This is a genomic window from Haloarcula mannanilytica, assembly GCF_005406125.1.
In the GTDB taxonomy this organism is placed as follows: Archaea; Halobacteriota; Halobacteria; order Halobacteriales; family Haloarculaceae; genus Haloarcula; species Haloarcula mannanilytica.
The window spans coordinates 1,147,097-1,163,369 of record NZ_BIXZ01000001.1 but is presented as its reverse complement, the minus strand read 5'-3'; the positions used below and the strand labels follow the sequence as shown (position 1 = coordinate 1,163,369).

The window sequence follows — 16,273 nt, the reverse complement described above, 5'->3', positions numbered from 1 at the left end:
CGAACAGGTCGTCCTGTTTGCGCGTGAGATCATCCAGCGCCGGCTCGACAGAGGTTGGGGAGGGAGTACTGCTAATCGTCGCTCACCCCCGCATCGGTCGCCGGCGTGTCCATCTCGACGGATGGCTCGGACTGCTCTGGCAGCCCACCGGCGTCGTCGCCACCGATGAGCCGGTCGATCTGGCCCCGCAGTTGGCCGATGTAGGCTTCGGCAATATCGACGGCCTGTTCTGTCGTCGTCGCGTCGGCTTCGGCCATCTTCTGCTGGAGTTCCTCGAACGTCTCGGCGATGGCGAGTTCCTGCTGTTCCGTGACGACACGCGCTTTCGCGGCGGTCGCATGGGCCGGTGCCGGGTCGAACGAAGCGGTCCCGTCGACGCGCCGGACGGTGGCCGCGAACATCCCGACGGTGAATCCGAGGATGCCCATCCCGACGCCGCCGAGTGCGACGTTCGCGGCCGCACCCGTCAGCAGGCCGAACAGACCTGCACGGGTGAGTCGGTCGCGGTCCCACTCGTTGGTGGTGACTGTGCGTTCCTCACCCTCTTCGACGCCGTCGTCGCCGGGAAGGCCGACCTGCTCAACCTGCCGACGGAGGCCGTCGGGACCGAACTGGAGTGCCGGCCACTGGATGTAGACCAGCTCCGGATCGGCCTCGATGTCCTCGTCTCCCTCGGGTTCGCTTCCGTAGAACTTCTCGTCCTCAGGCGAGGAGCCGCGACTTTTGACTCGCGTCTGGAGATCGGTCAGTGACAGTGTCGGCGGCTTCGCGCCGGCCAGCAGCGTCACGAAGTACGTCAGCGAGGGTTTGACCAGCGCAAGCCCGTCATCGCGCTGGACGTAATGCAGGTGCTCGGCCCACTCCTCGGAGATGTCGGGGAGATCGTCACCGAGCGGGTTCTGGGCGTCCGTCGTGACGATACTCTCGAACCGCGCTTCCTCCGTTGGATCGGCGAGTTCGAGCGTGGCGACATAGGCGATCACGTCGACGAACACGCCCATCACCCACGGCGCGCTCGTCAGCAGCAAGGCGACCGACCGATGGCTGAAGTACAGCGCGAGATACGAACACAGTCCCAGCGCGATGAGCCACCAGACGACGCCTTTGCCCGGCCCCGTATAGGTGTAGTCCAGGGTCTTGTACGCGCCAGCGATGGCGACCGGCACACCAATCGCGGTAATCAGCAGGAACCGCGTGCTGAACCACGAGAGGTACGCGCCCCAGGACTGTCCGAACGGCACAGTATCAGAAAGCGCGACCGGGTCGTGCGGGAACGTCCAGCGAGCCGACGGATACTCCTGTACGAACATGGTGATTCGCTGGGGTTCTTCGGTATCCGGCAGCGAGACGGTCGCCGTCTCGAACGCGTTTGAGAGGGTTACCTCGGTCGTCTGCCGCCGGACGTTCGTCGCGACGGTCTCCGTGGTCGTCGTGTTGCCCTCCGTCACCTCACGCTCCTCGACGTTCCACGAGAGGACGACAACGTGAATCGTCTCCTCGCCACCCGTTGACGGCCGGTTGAAATGCATCGTCACCTCGTTCGTATCGACCGTCTTGTCCGGGCTGACGACCTTGTCGACCGCCCAGTTGGGCTGCTGCGCGCCCATCTGCTTGACGAGGTTCGTCTCCTGATAGCTCATATACACGGACCCGCGCTCGCCGAGCCAGCGACGGGACGGATCCGCGCCGTCGATCTGCTGACCGCCTTCAGCCAGCTCGCCGACGGTCATGTTCTCCGTCGAAGTCGTCGCGAGTGACTGCCCGCCAGCCGCCCCGAGAACCGCCGGGACAAGAGCCAGAACGACCAGCAACCCGACGAGCGCGCGCCGCATTATGCGCTCGCCTCCTCCGCGCTGGCGTCGGCGTCAGTGTACTCACCGGCGCGGACTTTCTTGACCGTCCTGAGCCCCGACAGCACTCGCGGCGCACCAACTCGAAGCGCCAGCAGGCCGACGACTGTCGCTGCGGCTCGGCCCGCGAGTGCGTAGGAGACAACCAACGTCCCCGACACGGCCGTCGCGTCTTGAATCAGGAGGTAGCCCCCCAGCGAGACGACGAGCCCGAACAGCAGCCGTGCAGCGGCGTCTGCCGGCTCGGCCTCGGCCAGCGCTTCGGCTTCGACGGCGGCCGCGTCGACCTGGTCGCGGAGCCAGCGAACGATTGTCTCCGCGCCGTGATGGGTCTCGAATGAGGTCATCCGTCGGCCCCTCGTGCGACACCCGTTGCGACGATGACCAGCACCGCCAGCACGGCGATTACTTCGACCGACAGCAGGCCCGATGCGCCACCGATGCCCAGAATACCGATGATGAACTGCCCGGCGAAGGCCGGTGCTTGACCGAGCACATCGACCAGGGCGTCACCGAACCCGAACAGGATCGTCGCGACCGTGCCGAGGACGACCGTCGTCGTGTTGATGAATCCGCGGCTGGCCGTCGACGCCCGTTCACCAGTCTTCTCGACCGCGTCGGTAAACTCGTCGTCGTCCTCGACTTCGTCGAGCGCCCAGTAGCCGATGAGCCCGATGATGACGAGCCCAGCGACCAGCCGGAGGTTCGCCGTCAGCATGGCGACTGGGCCGGCGACAGCGGCCGCCAGCGATGTGTTCAGGACGACCCACAGGCCGCCCAGGACCGCGACGACAGCAAGGACAGTGCCAACCGGGCCGAGTCGGTTCAGTGGCACGGCTGTCCCTCCTGTCGTCGGTATTTGTGTGCGATACGTCCGTTCGTGCGATGTGTCTGGTTCATGAGTCGTCAGTTGCGTTGTTGATGAGATCGGCGGCGAGAATGCCCGCGTAGGCCAGCGCACCGATCAGGAACAGTTGCTCGAACAGTCCGGTCGGGAGCGCCGGGACGACGCCCGCGACTGAGCGGAGCGTCGATAGCAGCGGAAACCACGTCGTTACGGTCGCGGTCAGGAACGCCAGCAGCGGCTCAATCATGTCGACCGAGCCGACCAATGCCGTCGCGACAGCTGCAGTCGCAGCGGCCGGATGGGTGAGCCAGTAGCTGAGGTCGCGGTCCTCGCTCATCGGCCGATCCCCCTGAGCCAGCGTAGTAGGTCTCCGAGCTGCGGGACCACCGAATCGACGAGGATCGCGACCACCTCGACGCGGACGTAGATGATTATAGCAGCAAGACCGAACATGATGATCGGGCCGAACGGACCAGCAGCAGCGACGAGTGCACCAGCCAGATCGGCCACGATTCCGATGCCGCCGATGAAGATGCCGCCGATAGCCCTACCAGCATCGAGGATTCCTTGCGCAGCCAAGACCGGCGCATTCGCCGCTTGCTCGAACGCTTGGAGGAGCAGGTCGACTAACTGTGACAGCACGTCGAGAATCCCGCCGAGGACGAACGACAGCACGACATCGAGGATGATGTCTCGAAGCGTCCCGGTCGGGTCCTCAGCGAACGACGTGAGAAATCCGACAACGCCAGCGAGCGGAGCCAGTCGCCAGACGAACCCCGGCACTCTCTGGTCCTCACTCATTCGATGGTCACCCACAGGTACAGCGCCAGCAGTGCGATGGCGATACCGAGCGGGCCAGCGCCGATGCCAAACGGTTCGAGCCACGCGACCGCGGCCCCGAACGAGAAAATCGACTCGACGATCCCGAGGTATGCGCGATACAGGTCGCCGTAGAACGACCCGAACCCGTCGGTCAGCATCAGCAGCGCCGAGCCAGCTCCGCCGAGCACCTCGGCGAGACCAACCGCCGCAGTGAGCAGCCAGCTCCCCAGCGACAGCAGTGCGAGTTTGCCCCAGCGGATGGTCGTTGTCTGACCGTCGTCGTTGGTCACCGACAGCCACCCGCGCAACATCTCTGCGCGCTTCTCATCGGCCAGATTGTAGAGCTTGGTATCGCTGTCGCTACCCGACATAGTTACCCCCGTAACGAATCGTCGAGTGCGAGCAGGCCGATGCGGGCATGGTTACGTGTCGTCCTCGCCGTCGACACCGCTGCTGTCTGACTGGAACAGGAAGTCCGGCAGGTCGATGACCAGCCCGAAAATGTCCGTGTCCACGACATCGAGGAAGTACATGAACTCCCACAGCATGACGAGGAACACGAACACGCCGAGTGGTCCCTGGAACGGCCCAAGCAGCGCTGTCCAGCCGCTGCCGAACGAGCCACCGGTCGCGTTCAGGACGCCGCCAATGAAGTTCGCGAGCCCGCCGAAGATGGCGACGTTGAGTTCGGCGACGCTGAACCCCAGCGCATCCAGAATGGCGATTGGGACATTCAGAACCGCGTTCAGGAGGTCCACCCCGCCGAAGATGATGGCGAGGAAGATCGTCCCGAACGCGGACTTACCGAGACCCTGCCAGCCCTGTTCTTTGATGATGCCGCTGGTCCGACTCAGCAGCCTGAAGCCGTACTCGCTACGGCCACTATCCCCCGAACTCGCAGACATAGTTAGCTGAGCCTCTTGAGGAACGCCGCCAGCGTGGCGATGATGCCACCGACCAGCGGGATGTTGTTGCCGAGCCCGCCCATCGCACCGCTGCCACCGCTACCGCCCTGGGCGACGATGTTGTCGAACTGGTCGGGCGTGAGCTTGTACGTGTACTTCAGCACGGAGGTCTGACCGACCTGGATCGTGTCGTCGACCGTGACGCTCGATCCTTCACCGGAGTACGAGCCGGTGACATCCGTCCAGCTCCCGTCGGAGATGTTGCCGAACTCGGTGTCGCTGACACCTTCGGCGTACTCGACGGAGATTAGCCGGTCACTGTTAACCGACTGCGTGTCCGTCAGCGCGGCCCCAGAGAAGGCAAGATCGTAGGCGTCAGGCAGCGAGAGCCGGACGTAGACCGTTGCCGTTCCCTTGTAGCCGGGGTAGTTCCCACTCTCGACGGACTCGTCTTCGGTGCGCTCGACCATCACGTCCTCACTGCCCGCGAGTTCGCCGGTGAACTCCATCGGGGCCGTGAGATCGTGGATGCGCGCGTCGGAGAACGACGAGCCCAGCGTGTCCAGGGCCCTCAGCGAGACTGCACCGCCGGCGTAGTCCTCACCGATATCGACGGTTTCGAGCGATCCGTCACCGTCGGTGTCTTTCTGCTGGTCGCCGAGGTCGTACGGCGACATCTTCTCGGCGTTCAGCCCGACGAATGTCAGGCTGGCGTCGGCATCGGAGACGACGATCTGGAGCTGCTGAATGTCGTCGAACGTGCCGTCGCCCGAGCCCTCGGTGGCGATGTTGCCGAGTTGCTCCTGGGTGACGACGCCGTCAACGGCGGTGCTGTTCGAGACGACCGTCTTGTAGTCGCCGTCACTGTCGACGTATCGGAGTTCGTAGGTGACGCCCGAGTCGGCGCTGTTGGCGTTGTAGACGGCCTGTGCGAAGCGCTTGTCTTCGTCACTCGTCACCGAGAAGTTGCTGAAGGTGAACGTCGCCGCGTCACCGCTGGACTGGGACGACGTTGAGATGCGAACGCCCTCGACACCGGGCGCGGTCTCGACGTTCTCGACCGTACCAGTGCCGGCGGAGCCGCTCATGTCCTTCGTCCACTCACCGGCGTCAATCGCCGACACGTCGCTTTTGTCGTGCGGGAACGCGCCGTAGTCGGTGTGGTTGACTTCGGTGTAGTGGAACGTATAGGGGTTCTGGGCGGAGGTGTTGACCTCGGCCTCGACTTCGGTCAGCGAGCCATCATCGCCCTCGTAGGTGCGGACGGCCTCGGCCGACTGGCCCCAGGCCATGTTGTGGACGGCTTTGGTCACGTCGACCTCTGTCTGTGCCTGGGGTGCGGTGTCAGCGCTCCAGTTGAGCGACTGTCCGGCCGCGGCCGCCGGCGCGGTCGTCGCGACCAAGAGTGCGGTCAGTAGCGTCAGCATCGCGAACGCTCGACCGCCGAGTCGCTCACGAATCATGCTGCCCTCCGCGTGGATAGTTGCGTACTGTACTGCCGTTCGAATGGATGTGCGTACATCAGTTCTGAGAGCGGTTCCGGTCGCTACCCGTGGTTTCGAGTTCGTTCAGAAGCATGTCGTCGCGGACCGCGCCGCTGCCATGTTCGTCGATGGCGTCGACGAGTTGCTGGCGACGGGTTCGGCCGTCGCCGTCGGTCGCTGCGAGCCGGCTGGCTGCTGTCTCTGTGTCGCCTCTCGACGGGAACGTCATCCGACGCCGTTCAGCATCGGCCTCGGCACATGCTCCCGAGCAGTAGAGGAACTCCGCTCCCCGACGCTGGAGCACCGCAGAGATCGGACCCAGTCGCCCACGGCGCGGGTCTGAACTGCAATGGACGATGATGTCCTCGTCGTAGCCGGCACGACTGGAGTGAGTGACCACGCGCTCGCCGCAGTGGTCGCAGACTCCGTCAGCCTCCGGCGTGGCACTCTCGTAGGCGACAGCGCCGCCGAGGAGCACAGCCCCGAGGCCTGCGGCCAGCCCTGGAAGGACTTCGCCGCCAGCGACTGCCCAAGACATGAGCGTCCAGCCTGCGAGCCCGATCCCGGTCACAGCAGCACCGACACCGAACCACCCCTTTACCGAGAGGTCGGATCGGCGAGCACCATCGACGGCGATGAAGCCATCGGATTCTGGACTCACGCGCCACCTCCGACCAGTTCCCTGGCAGGGAGATCGCGGCTCGCACCGGCGGCTTCGTGCCGGGCTCGCTCGCGGCGGCGCTCGTCGAGGTTATGCCAGTCGATTCGATACGGTCGATGCGCGGTCTCGCCCGCGCTATCCGGCGGATTCCGCCCACCGGATCGGTTAGTCGTCATGGGTAGGGGTACTCCCCCGCGGCTGGGCCGCGGGTTGGCCGCCGATGTCCCCATCAGTCCATATACCCCTCGTTGAGTTACAGAAAATGGGGACGAATGTTACACAGAGGTTACACAGAAGCTACGTTTAATAGCCAGAAACTGGCCCCTCCACTATGCAGAAATTACAGAACCGAAGCGGCTCCGGACTGGTGACGCTCCCGAAGGACTTCCTCGAACGCGATGGGCTGCTCAACAGCGATGGCGATCCCGACGAAGCGCATCTGACCGTCGACCGGCTGGGCGAGCGAGCCTACGTGGTTCGCGTGTGTGATGGCGACGTGCCCGAGTTGTCCGAGTGCGAGGCGATCCAGCGGCTTGCCGCTGAACGGATGGTCGACGAAGACGTGTTCGGGCAGCAGAAAGGCGAATGAACGACGACATAGATGAACTGGTGGAGGTTGCTGTTCTACTTGTTGGCGGCTACGTGGCCCTGATGCCGACGATTAACGTGCTTGAGGCAGTGTCCAGTCTGACCGCGGCTACCGCCAGTTCGTTTCTGGCTGTTTCTTCGATGGTACTCCCGCTACTGCCTGTATTGTTGGTCGCCGGGATCGGCTTCGCTGTTGTGCATGCCTTAAGGAACTCGCCGCGACCCTACGACTCGCTGGCAGTAGGCGAGCGGCGTCGCGTTGTCGAGACTGAGAAATCAGTATCGGAGTGTGTGAACTGCGAACTCGAAGGCGTCGATGGTGTTCTCCGTGAGGCACGCCACGAGTTCGCTCTTTTCGGGTGGGTCGGTCGGGTCTACGACACGACGGTGAACGAGGAATGTACGGTCTGCCACGAGGCCGACACCGTCGAGTACGGCCTCCGGGCGGCCCAGGCCGATCCCGCGCCGCCTGGTGGCCACGACGAGGAGACGACCGACGAGACAGAAGCCAAGCGCGAGGGTGACCTCACGCGGATTATGCACGTCGGCGACGCGGTTGCGCGGAACCTCCGACAGCACGGCTTTGAGACGGTCGCCGACGTTCGTGACGCGGACCTGGAAGAACTGGTCGACGTGCCACGTATCGGGGAGCAACGTGCCGAGGATGTTCAGCTCGGTGCGACGCATATCGGCCTGGAGTTCGGTGTCGACCTCGCGCGCCGGCTCGACCGCGAGGGCTTCGAGACTGCGGCTGATATTCGAGCGGCGAGCGTCGAGGAACTGACCGAGGTTCGCGGTGTCGGCCAGGTGACTGCGAAAGGTATCAAATCGGCTGTTCCGGAGGTCAGTGCGAGTGAACACGACGTTCAGGAGATTACAGAATGACATTCCTCAAGTCGCTCGCGAAGCAGCTCAACCCGAACGTAGTCCGCTGCCCGAAGTGTGGTGAGCCGAACTCCCGCACAGACTACCGGAAAGACATGATCGGGACGGCGCTTGCCGCCTACTACTGCCCCAACTGCGGCGAACGGGTGTTCCCCCAATGACTGGAAATCTGCCCTTACGAGCTATTCTCGTCACTGTCACGGTCCTGTTGGCTGGTTGTTCAGGCATCGGACTGAGCGGTCAGCAGTCGCCAGAGGCGGCCACACAGACGCAAGTGCCCACTGAAGCCCAGACCCTCACGATTCCCAATGAATCGGGATTAGAACCCAGTAACACGACGGTCGAATTCAAGGGCGATATCACTGAAACGCCGGAAAACAGCCCAGTCGACGCTGGTACTGTCGAGCAGGAAATCAAACGAATGGGCCATGCCGATGAGGTGAAAGTGAGAGAGAAACGGTACGGCTACGCCGTACTGGTCTATCGGAACACGACCGACATGAGCGAATTAGGTCGGACTATGAAAGCGACGTATGAAGCCATCTACCGGCTACATACTGCCGGAGATGTTGGAGAGGTGAAGGTAACACACACCTGGGAAGCAGCGCCTCCGCGCCAGCAAACCATCAATCAGACAATGCTCACTAAGTTCGAATCAGGCGAGTGGGATACAGCCGAGTTTGAGGCACAGATCGGGCTGACCTCAGAACCAGTCAACGAATCGGAGTGGGACGAATGACCGAGAACACGCGGTGGCCAGACGACCTCAGCAACGCGAGCGAAGTGTACGATATCGAACCGACGGCGAACTCGGATTTCAGGCTGTCCGGGGAGTCGTTCGACGCATACGTCGAAGAGATTCAGGCCCGATGGCGCGTCGACGAGATCTACGGCGGATTCGTCTATCTCGGCGGACTCTGGAAGGGTGAGTCGCGGCGCGCGTCGACCGGTGCGAGGCTCGATCCGGACAGCGCTCGCGAGCTTGGTCGGGCGCTGGTCCGGGCGGCGGAGTACGCTGACCGGCAACAGGGCGATGAAGAATAAGCTAAAAGTCAAAAATTACTAAATCAGGCGCTTTATCCTCTATTTCATGGAGGTACTATACTGTCATTCCTGTGGGTGGAACGGTCACTCTGAATGTGACTGGTGCCCAGAGTGTCGCTCGCCACTGTTCGAATCATCATAACCGATGGTAGCCGTCCTTACAACCCGACTTTCTCGAACGCGTCGTCGATCACGTCCTCGCTCGGGGCGTTCAGATAGGGCTCGATGGCGGCGAAACTGTCCCAGCCGCCGACAGCCATCACCACACGCGGGTTCATCTGTTCGTCGACCAGGAGGCGCTGGGCGAACCGGCGGCGGAGATCGTGCGTGCTTACCTTCTCAAAGTCGGCGTCGCCGGTCGCCTCGGCAGCTCGGGCAGCAGTGCGACGGACGACCGCGCGAACACCGGGCTGTTTCAAATCGATAAAGGGGTCTTTCGGCGCGATGTTGTGCTCGTTCTGGTAGCGCTGGAGGTCGCGCTCGACGCTATCGGGGAGGTAGGCATCGCGCGGCTTCCCGCCGTTGCCGCTGGTGTCCTTCCCGGCGCGGACTCGGAGGCGGTACTGGTCGCTGTCGGTGGCTTTCACGTCGACGGGACGGACCTGTGGAATCTCGAAGGCGCGCAGGCCGACGAACGCGCCCAGTTGGATGATGAGGTCGTCGCGCTGGCTGTTCGTCGCTCGGCGGAGGTCCTCGATCTCGCTGTCGGTGAGCCAGACCTTGTGTTCGTTCCCTTCGGTGGCTTCGATTCGCATTACGATTCTTTCAGTTTCCGTTAGGATAGTGGTTGCGGACGGTGTGATCGGCGCGGGGACACACCGGATTTCGAGTGAAAAACGCGGTGTCTGTTACGACTTGTTACACAAGTCGTTATTTCTTGTTTCAGGTGTATCATAGAGATATAGCCGCTCGGCATATCTGTGAATTGACCATTGATTACCTATCAATTCCAGATAAAGCTCGAAGCGCCGTGCAAGATACAAGGCGCGTATGTTGCATGAGGGTGATTGATGTTTCCGGACTGTGAGATCCCCTGCCTTCGATAAAAATATTAGCTTCTGTGATTTATTCTCGATTTGTTGCCAGTTGAAACAGTATACGAGAATATTATTAAAATCGACCTATAAGGAGTGAAACAAAGTGGCGGATATTAATGTCTCAACGCTTGTCCCGCTAATTCTGCTGGTTATCGCGGCACTAGCCAATACATCACGACAAGTCAAAATTATTGAAGTCGCTAACGAGGCGCACAACGATGTCTACCTGCTTGATGCTGGACCCTTCGAGGCTTACGTACGAAGGATCATGGACCGATCACTCTCACCAACCGATAGGGCTGCTACCCTCAAAGAGGACGAACTGAGTGGTAAAGAGCCCAAACTGGGACGTTTCAATCATATTCATGCGTTCAACTCATTTCTGATCGCAGTTTCACAGATACTTATCGTCCTTTCTGAAAATTCGCTATCGGGCGCAATACTGGCGGGGACGATCGGTGTCTTCTGGATGGTTTTACCGATAATCGAGATCGAAGAATATGACCTAATGCTTCGCACCTTCGAACCGGATGACCCTTTGTACTCATTAACAATTCATATGGTTTTAACGTTCATTCTAACAGTTCCGGCAATTGCGCTATCGCTTGTCGATGTCAACTCTTATTCAGTTCCATTGACACTTAGCGCGGCTGTCGTGTATATTGTGGCGAGTGTATTCGTTGGGAACCTCTACCAATCGTTTCTAGACGACGAACTTGAAATATTGCGGCAGCGAGGGATCCAGAGTACAGAAGAAAAATGAAGCAGTAAAGAACGTTCCGAACGAACGGTCAACAGAGTGATTATAAACCAACGAGGACAGAACTTCTACCTGTCAATCTTGTGGGTTGGCGTAACGAGTTCGTGGAATGATAGACAGACCCTCTGTACTGTCCGCTACAGCGGCTTGTCTAACAAGTCGTTACTGGAGAATTTCGCCTTATTTCCAGTATCAATCAGGCGAATACACTGGCCAATCTATGTGCGTACTGACCATTGAAACAACCACACTATTTTATCCTATGCTAATAGATAACATAGTGGCGGCCCTGATAAGATGGTTGGGGCCGAGGAGCGCACTTAGGGCCAACACTCCTCACCTATAGATAGTGAACGGGGCGACTGCTGCACGTAGCGATTAGTGTCCTGTATTGACCAGGTTGCGGTTTGTGTAAGATATCGTTATTCTGGATCAAGCTCAGGATTCGGTTCACCAGGAGATCCTTCTAGCTGACTGGTGTGTTGTAGTCCCTCTCGTTCAACGTAGACATCGACATCTTCAGCCAGTTCCTCTAGCTCTGCCATGAGCTCATCTTCATGCGTTTTCAACGTCTCCTGCATTTCTTGTGTCAGCTGGTCTTTCAGAAGATCTGTATACGCAACCCGGTATTCGAACGGTGCATCTCGAATCAATCCAGATTGCGCTCCTTCGATAATACCACGGTGTTTTTGCACGTCTCGATCGGTCCAGCCTTTAAGCTGCCAGATAAATCCACTCTCAATCTGGAGCTTTTCACGATCGCTTTCGACAACCTGATTGTGCCACTGTTTCACCTGGTTAACGACCTCTCGTCGGAACGTCCAATCAAGTTCATCTAAACTTCCCGAATCAACGGCTACAAAGACATCTCCTGAGAAGACGACACTCATATTAGCGAAGATGTCTGTTCGAGTCTCTTTTTCGCCCTCTTTCGTCCGCTCGCTCACTTCTCCAGTTAGCAGCACCCGGATAGCGTCTTGATGGATGATTGGAAATGTATCCCGTTCTTTTCGGGTATAGCCATAGATCCCTCCTCCAGTGGCCACAATCCCGAGTAGAGTCCAGAGGATGCCAGCGCCGCCAATCCCAAGTAGCAGCATCACAACTCCCAAAATCGCGCTCGCGGCTCCATGCGGGCCATAGGGTCTGTATTCTAATTCGCCATTGCCGACTTCGAGCCAATCTGAATCGGCTCTCAATCTGCCTTTTACTGTTCCCGTTTTTTGTCCAACCTCTTCGCTTTCAATCTCAAGATCAGCATTCTGGGTTCCTTCGGTTTCGTATTTGAATCCATTGGGGTCCTGAATCTCTTCGACTGCCCGTTTTAATTTCCGATAGAAGGATCGAGGATTGATACCGCTGTAATCACCCTCAACAAATTTCGTTGCCTTTCGGAGGTCTTGTCGAGTGAAACTCTCTAATCCACCCTCATCGGCCTCTGTCATTTCTATATCAAAATCATTAACCTGAGGTATAAGTGTTGGGTGCTATAATCAATTTTGATTTCTTTCGTCAACGGTTCTGACCAATTCTCGGCTGGTATGAGAAGTCGTTACCACAGACATAGCTTCGAGTCAAAATCATTGATTGTTTCTCCACTATTTCACCGATAACTTCCCAACCGGTTCTATTTCGTCAATAGCAGTTGAGTCCAAGATTAAGTCTCTGCGGCCGTTATTAATGAAATCATTTGCATCAGTGGTTGCAAGCACAGTTTCTCCATCTGTGTTCACAGCTAAATCATGCGCATCAATGCAGACCCACATATCCTCTTCTTTAGATTCTTTTATTTGCTTGAGAGCATCTTGGACATCTGGATAGTCCTCGCTCCGGGCCCATATTCCAACATAGTCATCAAAATCTGATTTTCTTTTTTCAGCTCTCGATTCAATATCATTTGCTAAATCACGGAGTCGCTCAGTCAATTCATGTTTCCGAACAAATGATCCCACTTCTTCAGAATACCAATTCAATAAAAATCTGCGGGCATCGTTTTTTGAATGTATCATCTTCTGACAGTCTTTCAAATCAGTGGGCCCTAATTGGTCTGGAAAGTTTCCCCTCTTTATATCTGCTTGATGTTCAAGTATGTCGGTTGATAGCTCTCTCGATATATCTGATTTCTTTTTATTGAATATGGTGTCTATTTCTTGGGTAATATACAAATCGGAATCGGAATCCTCGATGTATTCATCACATTCTGGGTGGAATTCGTGGATAGTAAAGCAATAAGCAATTACAAGCCCGTTATCGAGGAATACAGATACCATTCTTAGATTTTTTCCATAATTACTTCGTCGTATATGTGCGCTATAGACTCTAACTCTCCGCTCTGTTCCCTTCGAGATAAGCACTCCTTACGAGTCTCTTCAATACCTTCATTTAGTTGTTCGATTTTATCATCTCTTGCCTCCTGCCAACTTTCTAATCTCTCTTCGGGGATTGCATGGTTGTGTTCAAACCGGAGAGTGATTTCACTCAACTTCTCGACGAACAATTCTAAAAACACCTTTTGTTCGTGGATGCTCCTATTCTGTTCTACAAGCATCCGCATTGTGTCGTCCCATCTCAAATATAGACGATATACATCGGGGTATTTCTCTCTGGGATAGGTGGTAACCATCTTATCCAACAGTTTCTCTATATGATCTCTCTCTTCATTCTCAATGAAATCATGTAAATCAACCTGCCGGGTGTTATCGTTGTCCTCTGTTATGCTATCTAATTTCTCCAGGTGTTCACGCAGCTTGCTATAGGATTCTATGAAATCATTCGGAGCAAACTCATTGTACTGTATCTCTTTGAGGCCTTGCGCACTCTTATCTTGGTATTCTCTGACCGTTTCAAGTGCTGCTTGGCGAATGACTGTCTTCCTTTCATTATCGACCTCAAAGGCGGTTTCTGGGATCTCTTTCGAATGGTACTCTTGACCTTGCCAAAATCTGGCCTTTGGAGCTTTGAAGAAGTCTCTTGTCAGTGAGTGGGCTTCGCCCACTTCCCCATATTTGTACCAATGCCGGGGGAAACTAATATCAAGACTATATTCTCTTATCAGGTGACGGTCAGTCAGACAACACAATTTCCAAAAGACTGAACGAGAAATAGGCTGTCCACCTGTCTCCTCTCTTATTCGGAGGACCCAATATCCTAAATATTCTTTCTCTCCTAGTTCCAATTCATCTAAGCTTTCATCTGGTTCTGTGCTATCTCTGTCACCCCCGTCTGGACTCTCTCCATTGTTATTATCCCGGCTATCTGTAGACATCTCTTATCTTGTTTAACGAGAATTAGAATAAGAACCTTCTCATTTCTTATTTATAAAGTTTCTTTCTGAGTGGAAATCAGTAACTTATGAATAAGATTTAGATATACAAGGACCCTCTAATCCCTTGCGTGTGATAGACTGAACTCAGGTGTTAAGACAAGCGATAATTCACCTCAAAAGGGCCGAAATCCCAAACATGGAGTTCTCCAACGATTCGTTCCGCAAGATCCCTACCCTTGAAAACGCCGACCTGACGTGAGTGAGTTCCTTTGGCTCTGTAGTTTCGGTACACAGCGGTCGATTTCACGGAAATCTCACGCTCCGACGGAGGTTGTAGACGGTGGCTTTGAGCAGCATTTCTCGGAACTCAAGCCACCAACTCCGCGCACGCACGGCAGCGCCGAGCGTGCGCTTGATGCTTGAGAAGACGGTTTCAGACATCGAACGCTGGTGGTACCGATCACCGTCCATGCGGGCGTTATGAGCGTGATCGAGTGAGTTGAACAGACGGTGTTTAATCAGCGGACGGATGCCGTTTTGACGGAGTTCGTCACGGAAGGCTTTTGCATCGTACCCTTTGTCAGCAGCGAGGCTCCGCAGGTCGCCCGCGTTCCGGCGGGCGACCTGCGGGCCGATCTTGGCGTCGTGTTTCTTCGAGGTAGTCGAGTGGATGTCAGTGATATACAGCGTTTCGACATCCACCAAAGCAGTCACTTTCAATGCTCGGACGCGGTAATCTGTGCGGTTGGCGTAGTGTCGGCTTGGCTGGTCACGATCAAAGCCAGTTGCATCGATCGAAGCGTGGCCTGTGCGTTTCTCGGCCGACGCGCCGAGAAACGCACGCCACGTCTTGGTCGGAATCCGCTCAAACCACGTGCGGAGAACCGTGTAGTGAGGGAGTCGCGTGAGCCCAATCTCGTCAAGAACACCGGGCATCTCGCTGAGCAAATCCACTGCGACGCGGTATGATTTGTTGAGTTCGGTGCGCAGGACATGCAACGTGAGCATCGCCCATTTGGCGAACCCGCCACCCCCTTCGGGGTCGGCGGGTTCGTCCGGGTTAGAGACAACTGATTTAGCTTTTGCCACCGTAACACGGGTGAGGAGACGGAATTCCGAAGTCAAAGCATTCTGTCTCTTCGCTTTCTACGGCAATAACGCAGTCGTCGCCGTTGCGTCTAGCGAAACTACAGTGCCGTTCCTTTTTATAATGCCTCTGTTGTCAGCAGGATTTCGTGGGCGGTGACCTGCCCGCTGCGGCCGTTTGTGTTTGGATTCCCCTCAAAACGAACAGTTTCGCCAGCACTCACCTCCGTTTCGTTGGTCCAGTAATGGCCGATAACTTCGTCGGCGTCGTTGTATACCTTCCCGACAAACTCCAGATAGTCGATTTGGGTATCGCGCGTATTGGTGGCGCTGGCCCGGACGATCACTTCTTCGGAACTGGCACGGTGTTGGGCATTCGACACCGTCACACCCTCGGGGCCAAAGGCCGTTGTAGGACGTGCTTGTCCCGGCGAGACTTCGAAACTATCGATTGCGTCGTCGTTGTCAACATCGATGCTTGGGCTGGCACGCGCTAACCATGTCTCGCTAGCTCGCAGGCCGCGTGTCCTGACCGATGTTGAGGCCAAATAGTCATCGTTGGCATCAAACCAGTCCACCGTGACAGTGGCTACGCCGGCGATCCCGCCACCGGTGTTGGTCACCGCCACCTCGGCCATCTGGATTGAGTCGTATCCCAAATCCACTTCGACCAGTCCCGACCGGCCGACTTCGAGACCGGCATCTGGCGCGACCACTTCGTATGTGTGGCCGGCGTCGGCGTCGAGGACGGTGTATTGGACTTCCATAGGTTGGTCGAACGTGATAGGGTCACTCGTTAGAGTTTCAGTTTCTCCAGGTTCGATGGGGCCGATTTCGATATCAGTCTCGTTCCAATCCGTTGTTTGTGAGGTTGAAAACCGGATCCGTCCCTGATACGTTCCTACCGTGTCACCAGTGTTCCTGACGGTTATTTCCAGGCGGTGCTCCTCACCGACAGATACCTCGTCGGGACCCTCAAATGATTCGACAACAAACGATGCTGAGGCATCCGACTCTGTTGGCTCCGGAGTGGGTGTGT

The 16,273-nt window shown here is 57.3% G+C and carries 22 protein-coding genes; 6 read left to right on the top strand and 16 right to left on the bottom strand.

The window, feature by feature from the left end:
- Positions 1 to 71: 71 nt before the first annotated feature.
- The 10 genes from Harman_RS05955 to Harman_RS05910 all read right to left on the bottom strand — a co-directional run bounded on the left by Harman_RS05955 (position 72) and on the right by Harman_RS05910 (position 6,745).
- Positions 72 to 1,832: a hypothetical protein gene (locus tag Harman_RS05955; RefSeq protein WP_137682875.1), complete on the bottom strand. Its 1,761-nt coding sequence runs from the start codon at positions 1,830 to 1,832 to the stop codon at positions 72 to 74.
- Positions 1,832 to 2,197, bottom strand: coding sequence for a hypothetical protein (locus Harman_RS05950; protein WP_137682874.1), 366 nt, complete (start codon positions 2,195 to 2,197; stop codon positions 1,832 to 1,834). Before Harman_RS05950 ends, Harman_RS05955 begins: the two co-directional genes overlap by 1 nt.
- A complete protein-coding gene (locus Harman_RS05945) occupies positions 2,194 to 2,685 on the bottom strand; it encodes a hypothetical protein (RefSeq protein WP_137682873.1) in 492 nt (163 codons plus the stop codon). Before Harman_RS05945 ends, Harman_RS05950 begins: the two co-directional genes overlap by 4 nt.
- A gap of 61 nt (positions 2,686 to 2,746) precedes the next feature.
- Positions 2,747 to 3,034, bottom strand: coding sequence for a hypothetical protein (locus tag Harman_RS05940; protein ID WP_137682872.1), 288 nt, complete (start codon positions 3,032 to 3,034; stop codon positions 2,747 to 2,749).
- Complete coding sequence (locus tag Harman_RS05935; RefSeq protein ID WP_137682871.1) at positions 3,031 to 3,498, bottom strand: hypothetical protein; 468 nt, start codon at positions 3,496 to 3,498, stop codon at positions 3,031 to 3,033. Before Harman_RS05935 ends, Harman_RS05940 begins: the two co-directional genes overlap by 4 nt.
- Positions 3,495 to 3,890: a hypothetical protein gene (locus tag Harman_RS05930; protein ID WP_137682870.1), complete on the bottom strand. Its 396-nt coding sequence runs from the start codon at positions 3,888 to 3,890 to the stop codon at positions 3,495 to 3,497. The genes Harman_RS05935 and Harman_RS05930 overlap by 4 nt, the downstream gene beginning before the upstream one ends.
- Before the next feature lie 51 nt (positions 3,891 to 3,941).
- Positions 3,942 to 4,424 carry a hypothetical protein gene (locus Harman_RS05925; protein ID WP_137682869.1) on the bottom strand — a complete coding sequence of 161 codons (483 nt, stop codon included), beginning with the start codon at positions 4,422 to 4,424 and terminating at the stop codon, positions 3,942 to 3,944.
- Positions 4,425 to 4,426: 2 nt separating this feature from the next.
- Positions 4,427 to 5,887, bottom strand: coding sequence for a hypothetical protein (locus Harman_RS05920; protein ID WP_137682868.1), 1,461 nt, complete (start codon positions 5,885 to 5,887; stop codon positions 4,427 to 4,429).
- Positions 5,888 to 5,945: 58 nt separating this feature from the next.
- Positions 5,946 to 6,569: a hypothetical protein gene (locus tag Harman_RS05915; protein ID WP_235007164.1), complete on the bottom strand. Its 624-nt coding sequence runs from the start codon at positions 6,567 to 6,569 to the stop codon at positions 5,946 to 5,948.
- A complete protein-coding gene (locus tag Harman_RS05910; RefSeq protein ID WP_137682867.1) occupies positions 6,566 to 6,745 on the bottom strand; it encodes a hypothetical protein in 180 nt (59 codons plus the stop codon). Before Harman_RS05910 ends, Harman_RS05915 begins: the two co-directional genes overlap by 4 nt.
- A 155-nt stretch (positions 6,746 to 6,900) precedes the next feature.
- On the opposite strand from Harman_RS05910, the gene Harman_RS05905 reads away from it, so the two are divergent.
- The 5 genes from Harman_RS05905 to Harman_RS05890 are packed head-to-tail and all read left to right on the top strand — an operon-like array spanning position 6,901 to position 9,086.
- A complete protein-coding gene (locus Harman_RS05905) occupies positions 6,901 to 7,158 on the top strand; it encodes a hypothetical protein (RefSeq protein WP_137682866.1) in 258 nt (85 codons plus the stop codon).
- Complete coding sequence (locus Harman_RS05900) at positions 7,155 to 8,042, top strand: helix-hairpin-helix domain-containing protein (RefSeq protein WP_137682865.1); 888 nt, start codon at positions 7,155 to 7,157, stop codon at positions 8,040 to 8,042. Before Harman_RS05905 ends, Harman_RS05900 begins: the two co-directional genes overlap by 4 nt.
- The gene (locus tag Harman_RS21205) at positions 8,039 to 8,203 is read left to right on the top strand and encodes a hypothetical protein (protein WP_160140675.1); all 165 of its coding nucleotides are present in this window, start codon (positions 8,039 to 8,041) and stop codon (positions 8,201 to 8,203) included. Before Harman_RS05900 ends, Harman_RS21205 begins: the two co-directional genes overlap by 4 nt.
- Positions 8,200 to 8,781 (top strand): hypothetical protein, encoded by a 582-nt coding sequence (locus Harman_RS05895; protein WP_137682864.1) that lies wholly within the window; start codon positions 8,200 to 8,202, stop codon positions 8,779 to 8,781. Before Harman_RS21205 ends, Harman_RS05895 begins: the two co-directional genes overlap by 4 nt.
- Positions 8,778 to 9,086: a hypothetical protein gene (locus Harman_RS05890; protein WP_137682863.1), complete on the top strand. Its 309-nt coding sequence runs from the start codon at positions 8,778 to 8,780 to the stop codon at positions 9,084 to 9,086. The genes Harman_RS05895 and Harman_RS05890 overlap by 4 nt, the downstream gene beginning before the upstream one ends.
- 158 nt (positions 9,087 to 9,244) lie before the next feature.
- Here the strand turns inward: Harman_RS05890 and Harman_RS05885 are convergent, their stop codons facing one another.
- On the bottom strand, positions 9,245 to 9,841 hold the full coding sequence (locus Harman_RS05885) for a site-specific integrase (RefSeq protein ID WP_137682862.1): 597 nt from the start codon (positions 9,839 to 9,841) through the stop codon (positions 9,245 to 9,247).
- Between the two features lie 385 nt (positions 9,842 to 10,226).
- On the opposite strand from Harman_RS05885, the gene Harman_RS05880 reads away from it, so the two are divergent.
- On the top strand, positions 10,227 to 10,886 hold the full coding sequence (locus Harman_RS05880; protein ID WP_137682861.1) for a hypothetical protein: 660 nt from the start codon (positions 10,227 to 10,229) through the stop codon (positions 10,884 to 10,886).
- Between the two features lie 419 nt (positions 10,887 to 11,305).
- On the opposite strand, the gene Harman_RS05875 is transcribed toward Harman_RS05880, so the two are convergent.
- The 5 genes from Harman_RS05875 to Harman_RS05855 form a co-directional block, all read right to left on the bottom strand.
- Positions 11,306 to 12,328 (bottom strand): hypothetical protein, encoded by a 1,023-nt coding sequence (locus Harman_RS05875; protein WP_137682860.1) that lies wholly within the window; start codon positions 12,326 to 12,328, stop codon positions 11,306 to 11,308.
- A 153-nt stretch (positions 12,329 to 12,481) separates the two neighbouring features.
- Positions 12,482 to 13,153, bottom strand: coding sequence for a hypothetical protein (locus Harman_RS05870; RefSeq protein WP_137682859.1), 672 nt, complete (start codon positions 13,151 to 13,153; stop codon positions 12,482 to 12,484).
- 2 nt (positions 13,154 to 13,155) lie between these two features.
- Complete coding sequence (locus tag Harman_RS05865; RefSeq protein WP_137682858.1) at positions 13,156 to 14,148, bottom strand: hypothetical protein; 993 nt, start codon at positions 14,146 to 14,148, stop codon at positions 13,156 to 13,158.
- 303 nt (positions 14,149 to 14,451) lie between these two features.
- Complete coding sequence (locus Harman_RS05860; RefSeq protein WP_137682857.1) at positions 14,452 to 15,273, bottom strand: IS5 family transposase; 822 nt, start codon at positions 15,271 to 15,273, stop codon at positions 14,452 to 14,454.
- An 80-nt stretch (positions 15,274 to 15,353) separates the two neighbouring features.
- Complete coding sequence (locus tag Harman_RS05855; RefSeq protein ID WP_137682856.1) at positions 15,354 to 16,001, bottom strand: FxLYD domain-containing protein; 648 nt, start codon at positions 15,999 to 16,001, stop codon at positions 15,354 to 15,356.
- Between the last annotated feature and the right edge of the window lie 272 nt (positions 16,002 to 16,273).